Here is a 6,080-nt window from a genome sequence, read left to right as displayed (position 1 = left end):
CGGTGCCGGGCCCGGGCCGGCGCCGGCACGGGCGCGCGCATGACGGCCCCATGGCGCCCGGCGGCCGGACCGGTGGTCTGCGTCGGCGAGACGATGGCCGCGCTGGCCCCCGAACCGCCCGACTCCGTGGAGACCGGCGAGAGTCTGCGGCTGTCCGTGGCGGGCGCGGAGTCCAATGTGGCGATGTACCTCGCGGACCTGGGCCTCGCCGCCGTATGGCTCTCGGCCCTCGGCGACGACCCGTTCGGCCGGCGGGTGCGGGCCGCCGTGGCCGCGGCGGGCGTCGATGTCTCGGGCGTACGGTCCGATCCGGACCGGCCGACGGGCCTGCTCGTGAAGGAGCCGGGGCCCACCGGCACCCGTGTCCACTACTACCGGCGCGGTTCGGCGGCCTCGGCGCTGGGGCCCGGCATCCTGGACGATCCGCGACTCGGTTCGGCGGCGCTCCTCCACCTCACGGGCGTGCCCCCCGCGCTCTCCCCGTCCTGCGCCGCCCTGGTGGAACGGGCGCTGGCCATCCCCGCGCCCGACCGCCCGTACGCCATCAGCTTCGACGTCAACCACCGCCCGGCGCTGTGGCCGGACGGCACGGCCGCCACGGTCCTCCGCGAGCTGGCCGACCGCGCCGACATCGTCTTCGTCGGCCTCGACGAGGCGCAGCACCTGTGGGGCGCGGACCTCGATACGGGCGGCGTCCGCACGCTGCTGCCGCATCCGCGTCTGCTCGTGGTCAAGGACGGCGGACGGTCGGCGACCGCCTTCGGCGACGGCACACAGGTCACGGTGGCGGCCCTGCGCACGGAGGTGGTGGAGCCGGTCGGCGCGGGGGACGCCTTCGCCGCCGGTTTCCTGGCGGGACTGCTGCGCGAGAAGGACCTGGCCTCGGCACTGCGGCTCGGTCACATCACGGCCGCGTCCGCGCTGAGGGTGATCGGGGACCACGGCCCGCTGCCGGACCCCGCCACGGTCGAGCGGCTGCTCGGGCTGACGGACCGGGCCTGGGCGGAGCGGGACATCCCCGAGCGCGCGGGGCAGGCGCCGTCCGCGCCGCCGCTCACCGGTTGACCAGCGGCCGGAACGCGGCCCGCACATCGGATGCGGCGGCGCTGACGTACCTGTTCGACGCCGGGCCCGGGCCCCGGCCCGCGTCCCGGCCCGCGTCCTGTCCCGCCTTTCCGCCCTTCCGCGCTTTCCCTGCGCCGGGAACCACCCGTGGCCGATGGCGGCCGTCCACCACACGCCCACGGCGGCCTCGTACGAGGGACTGGCGGTCGAGGCCGGCAGGGAGACGAGCACGACGCTCCCGCGAAGAAAGCAGGAGGTGAGATCGGGGTTTTTCTGCCGCAAACAACCGATATGGAGCAAACACACCCATCGGGCCCTAGGTCCCGCCAAGAGTGGTCCACGGCCCCTTCCGGCACTATCGTCCGCTTCATACCGTCAAGGGCCGCGGTACTCCGTTTTCACGCCGACCGACTGGACCCCTTCCGTGCCCGATCCCTCCCACGCCGCCACCTGGCGCTTCGCCCTGCCGCACACGACGGCCGCCGTACCGCTGGCGCGCGCGCTGATCCGGAACACCCTGGCCGACATCGGGGCGCCCGTGGACGGCGACACGGCGGAGCTGCTGACGGCCGAGCTGGTGGCCAACGCGGTGCGGCACACGGACGGCGACGAGCCGATAGAGCTGGTGGTGGAGCTGGTGCCGACCGGCGGCTGGCAGGTCGAGGTGCACGACCAGGACCCGAATCCGCCCGGCGGGCTGGACTCGCTGGGGCGCCCCGAAGGGCCCAAGAGACCCGACGGCCTCGCCGAGGGCGGACGCGGACTGCTGCTGATCCGGACCCTCAGCGCGGACGCGGGCTATCGGCCCACCCCCTACGGCAAGGCCGTCTGGTTCATCCTTCCGCCCACGGGAGGCCCGGCAAAGCCCGCTGCGGACGGCCCGGCAAAGCCCGCCGCGGAAGGCCCTAAGGAGCGCTGAGGGTCGCGACCAGCACCGCCTTGATCGTGTGCATCCGGTTCTCCGCCTCGTCGAAGACGACGGAGTGCTCGGACTCGAAGACCTCGTCGGTGACCTCCAGCTCGGTCAGCCCGTGCCGCTCGTGGATCTCCCGGCCGACGTCGGTGCCCAGGTCGTGGAAGGCCGGCAGGCAGTGCAGGAACTTCACGGCGTCGTTGCCCGTCGCGCGCAGCACGTCCATCGTCACCGCGTACGGCCCGAGCAGCGCTATCCGCTCGTCCCACACCTCTTTGGGCTCACCCATGGACACCCACACATCGGTGGCGACGAAGTCCGCGCCGCGCACACCCTCCTCGACGTTCTCGGTGAGCGAGATCCGGGCGCCGGTGGACGTGGCGAGCTGGCGCGCCAGCTCCACGATGGTGTTGTCGGGCCACAGCAGGCTGGGCGCGACGATGCGGACGTCCATGCCCAGCAGGGCGCCGGTGACGAGGTAGGAGTTGCCCATGTTGTACCGGGCGTCGCCGAGGTAGGCGTAGGCGATCTGGTCCATCGGCTTGTCGCTGTGCTCGCGCATGGTCAGCACGTCGGCGAGCATCTGGGTGGGGTGCCACTCGTCGGTGAGGCCGTTGTAGACGGGCACCCCGGCGTGTGCGGCGAGCTCCTCGACGACGCCCTGGCCGTGCCCCCGGTACTCGATCGCGTCGTACATCCGGCCGAGCACCCGCGCCGTGTCCTTGACCGACTCCTTGTGACCGATCTGCGAGCCGACCGGATCGAGATAGGTCGTGGAGGCGCCCTGGTCGGCGGCCGCGACCTCGAAGGCGCAACGGGTACGGGTGGAGGTCTTCTCGAAGACCAGGGCGATGTTCTTGCCCCGCAGCCGCCGCTCCTCGGTCCCCGCGCGCTTGGCCGCCTTCAGCTCGGCCGCCAGCTCGATCAGGCGGCGGAACTCGTCGGCGGTGAAGTCCAGCTCCTTGAGGAAGTGGCGGCCGGTGAGGTCAATCGCCATAGGGGTGGCTCCTAGGTCACGGCGAACACGGCGGATCGGGGGCTACGGCGAGGCCGCCGCGGCCAGGAACCATGGAAGCATATACGATGCTCTGCATATATACGGAGACCGGGGAGTGAACCCTGGCATCACGGGTCCGCCGCCTCGCGTTACGGGTCCTCGGGCTCGCTTACGGGTCCGGGGCCTCGCTTACGGTTCGGGGGCTCGCTTACGGTCCGGGCCTCGCTTACGGTCCGGGGCCTCGCTTACGGCTCCACCGGGTCCCGCTCGACCGGGCAGCTCATGCACCGCGGCCCGCCCCGGCCCCGGCCCAGCTCGCTGCCCGGGATGTCGATGACCTCGATCCCGCACTTGCGCAGATAGGTGTTGGTCGTCGCGTTCCGCTCGTAGGCGACCACCACGCCCGGCTCGACCGCGAGCACATTGCAGCCGTCGTCCCACTGCTCGCGCTCCGCCGCGTGGACGTCCTGGGTCGCCGTGAGCACGCGGATGGAGTCCAGGCCGAGGGCCGCGGCTATCGCGCGGTGCATATGCTCCGGCGGATGGTCGGTGACCTTGAGGTCCTTGCTGCCCGCGCCCGGCTCGATGGTGTACGAGCGAAGCATCCCCAGCCCCGCGTACTGCGTGAAGGTGTCCCCGTCCACCATGGTCATCACGGTGTCCAGGTGCATGAACGCCCGCCCCTTGGGCATGTCGAGCGCCACGATCGTCCGCGCCGAACCGGCCTCGAAGAGCCGGTGCGCGATCATCTCCACCGCCTGCGGAGTGGTCCGCTCGCTCATTCCGATCAGCACCGCGCCCTTGCCGAGCACCAGCACATCACCGCCCTCGATGGTCGAGGGATACGCGGCCTGCCCCTCCGACCAGACGTGGAAGTCCTCCTTGGCGAAGAGGGGGTGATGGCGGTAGACGGCCTCGTAGTGCACCGTCTCGTGCCAGCGGGCGGGCCAGCGCATCGCGTTGATCGACACCCCGTCGTACACCCAGGCGGAGGCGTCCCGGGTGAAGAGGTGGTTCGGCAGCGGGTTGACCAGGAAGTCGTCGGGCTCCATGGCGTGGAAGCGGACGGAGACCGGCTCCGGGTACCGGCCCAGATACTCCCGCTTGGTCATGCCGCCGATCAGCGCCTCGGTCAGCTCGGGGGCGCTCAGCTCGTCGAAGGCGGCGCGCAGATGGTCGGTGGCCAGGGGCCCGTACTCCTTCTCGTCGAAGACCCGGTCCAGCACCAGCGCCCGCGCCTCCGGCAGGCCCAGGCTCTCGGTGAGCAGGTCCCCGAAGAGATGGACCTCGACCCCGCGGTCGCGCAGGACGTCGGCGAAGCCGTCGTGCTCCTGGCGGGCGCGGCGCACCCACAGGACGTCGTCGAAGAGGAGGGCGTCCTTGTTGGTGGGTGTGAGCCGCTTGAGCTCCAGGTCGGGGCGGTGCAGTATGACGCGGCGCAGCCGCCCGGCCTCGGAGTCGACATGGAATCCCATGTCCCCATCTTCGCCGCTCGCGGCCCGTTGTGAACGCCCGGCGACACGGAACACTCGCGCTGATCGCGATGGCCACGGCGGTTCGGCCTCGGTTCCGCCGTGGTTCCGCCGCGATTCCGCCGCGCGGGGCGGGCCCGCCGTCGGCTGCGGGCGGCAATCCGGCCGCCGGGAGTGGCTGCTATCCGGCCGCGATCACCACGATCAGCACCAGGGCCACCGCGATGAACCCCAGCAGGGCGGAGACCCACAACTGGCCGGGCTTCAGGTCGAGCCCGCCGCCGTCGTCGGCGCCCCGGCGCCGCCACCGTCGCCGTGTCTCGCGCCGGGTGGCGCGGGCCGCCGCCTCCTCGTGCTCCCGGCACTCCTCGGCCACGCCGCCGAACAGCGCCTTCCAGCCCTTCTCGCCGAACCCCGTCATCTGCCGGGTGCCGACGATCCGGCGCACCACCTCACGGCCCGCGCCGTCGGCGGCCGTCCACAGGCCGGGCAGCACGCACGCCATCAGCTCCGGCATCGCGCCGCGCCGCGCGTACGGGCGGACCAGCCCCTCGTACAGCATCAGCGCGTTGCGCACCCGCAGCCGGCGGCCGGGGTCCGCGGCCGGTCCGTCCGCACCGCCCTGGGCGCGGGGCGGCGGGTCGAGATAGAGCTGGGCCAGCAGCACCTTCTCGCAGACCGCGTCCGCCAGCTCCGGTCCGCGCTCGGGCGCGCGGCGCACCAGCTCGACCACGACCCGGGCGGCCCGCTCGGCGGGCAGCCCCTCGTCGAGCGCGCTCAGCAGCAGGCCGTCATCGGCCCCCCGCAGCGCCGCGGGCAGGTCGTCCCCGCCGTGGCGCAGTGCCTCGCGCAGCAGCCGCGCCCCGGTGACCGAGACTCGGCGAACCCCCGCGCCCGCCGTCCTCGCCCGCTCCGCCGTGGTGTCGTCCCTGGTCTGCGTGGTCTGCGTGGTCTGCGTGGACTCCGTGGACTCCGTGGTTGTCGGGTCCTCTGTCTCTTTCACCATCGATGTCTCTCTCCTCACAGCGCCTCCAGCACCTCCCGTATCCGCGTGGCCGCCGCGGCGTCGAGCGGCTCGTCGCCGTCCTGCGCCAGCCGCGGCAGAAAGCCGCACAACACCGTCAGTTGCCGCTCGTCGCCGGCCGCCCGCCGGATCCAGCCGACCAGCGCGTCCTCGGCAGCCCCGGCCGATCTGGCCCAGGTCAGCGCGGCCCGCAGCAGCTCGGCCAGCCGGGGCGCGCACCCCGGATGGGCCGCCAGCACCGCCGTCGCCAGCGGCCAGGCGGCGTACGGCTCCAGCTCGGGCACCTCGCACAGCCCCCACAGATGCGAGGTGCGGGTGGTGACCGCGCGCAACACCGTGAGCAGCGCCAGATCCCGGCGGGGCCGCCGGGTGTCGCGCAGCCAGCGGGTGAGCGCGGTCAGTACGGTCTCCGGTTCGGTCCCGGCCAGCAGCCGCAGCACGCTGTGGGAGGTGGTGCGGCCGTCGTCGGCGCAGGCGATCCGGCCGAGTTCCGCCAGGGACGCCGCGACGGAGCCGGCCGCCAGGCCGTAGCCGTGGGCGAGCGCGGCGGTCTCGCGCTCCCGCTCGTCGTCGCCGCGCGCCCAGTCCCGCAGCAGCCCGTGCACGGCG

The 6,080-nt window shown here is 73.1% G+C and carries 5 protein-coding genes and 1 pseudogene; 2 read left to right on the top strand and 4 right to left on the bottom strand.

The features are described 5' to 3' along the window. The first annotated feature begins 39 nt into the window (after positions 1–39). Both KN815_RS45340 and KN815_RS45335 read left to right on the top strand, forming a co-directional pair. A complete protein-coding gene (locus tag KN815_RS45340; protein WP_216347635.1) occupies positions 40–1,065 on the top strand; it encodes a sugar kinase in 1,026 nt (341 codons plus the stop codon). 424 nt (positions 1,066–1,489) lie between these two features. Then, positions 1,490–1,984 (top strand): ATP-binding protein, encoded by a 495-nt coding sequence (locus KN815_RS45335; protein WP_216347634.1) that lies wholly within the window; start codon positions 1,490–1,492, stop codon positions 1,982–1,984. Here KN815_RS45335 and argF read toward each other — a convergent pair. The 4 genes and pseudogenes from argF to KN815_RS45315 form a co-directional block, all read right to left on the bottom strand. After that, the gene (gene argF / locus KN815_RS45330; protein WP_216347633.1) at positions 1,971–2,975 is read right to left on the bottom strand and encodes an ornithine carbamoyltransferase; all 1,005 of its coding nucleotides are present in this window, start codon (positions 2,973–2,975) and stop codon (positions 1,971–1,973) included. The two genes, KN815_RS45335 and argF, sit on opposite strands and share 14 nt — an antisense overlap. A gap of 245 nt (positions 2,976–3,220) precedes the next feature. After that, positions 3,221–4,450: an arginine deiminase gene (locus KN815_RS45325; protein WP_014055466.1), complete on the bottom strand. Its 1,230-nt coding sequence runs from the start codon at positions 4,448–4,450 to the stop codon at positions 3,221–3,223. A 178-nt stretch (positions 4,451–4,628) separates the two neighbouring features. Continuing rightward, a complete protein-coding gene (locus KN815_RS45320) occupies positions 4,629–5,453 on the bottom strand; it encodes a hypothetical protein (RefSeq protein WP_216347632.1) in 825 nt (274 codons plus the stop codon). Positions 5,454–5,467: 14 nt separating this feature from the next. Continuing rightward, positions 5,468–6,080: pseudogene (locus KN815_RS45315) on the bottom strand (hypothetical protein); the annotation flags it as partial.

The sequence above is a fragment of the Streptomyces niphimycinicus genome (genome assembly GCF_018883605.1).
GTDB classification, from domain to species: domain Bacteria; phylum Actinomycetota; class Actinomycetes; order Streptomycetales; family Streptomycetaceae; genus Streptomyces; species Streptomyces niphimycinicus.
The sequence above is the reverse complement of the archived record's forward strand: the minus strand, read 5'-3'. Positions and strand labels throughout refer to the sequence as shown.

What these genes read in the sequence shown, in the direction of transcription:
- argF (WP_216347633.1), bottom strand. Translation starts at nt 2,975, where the DNA reads ATGGCGATTGACCTCACCGGCCGCCACTTCCTCAAGGAGCTGGACTTC.
- KN815_RS45340 (WP_216347635.1), top strand. Translation starts at nt 40, where the DNA reads ATGACGGCCCCATGGCGCCCGGCGGCCGGACCGGTGGTCTGCGTCGGC.
- KN815_RS45325 (WP_014055466.1), bottom strand. Translation starts at nt 4,450, where the DNA reads ATGGGATTCCATGTCGACTCCGAGGCCGGGCGGCTGCGCCGCGTCATA.
- KN815_RS45320 (WP_216347632.1), bottom strand. Translation starts at nt 5,453, where the DNA reads ATGGTGAAAGAGACAGAGGACCCGACAACCACGGAGTCCACGGAGTCC.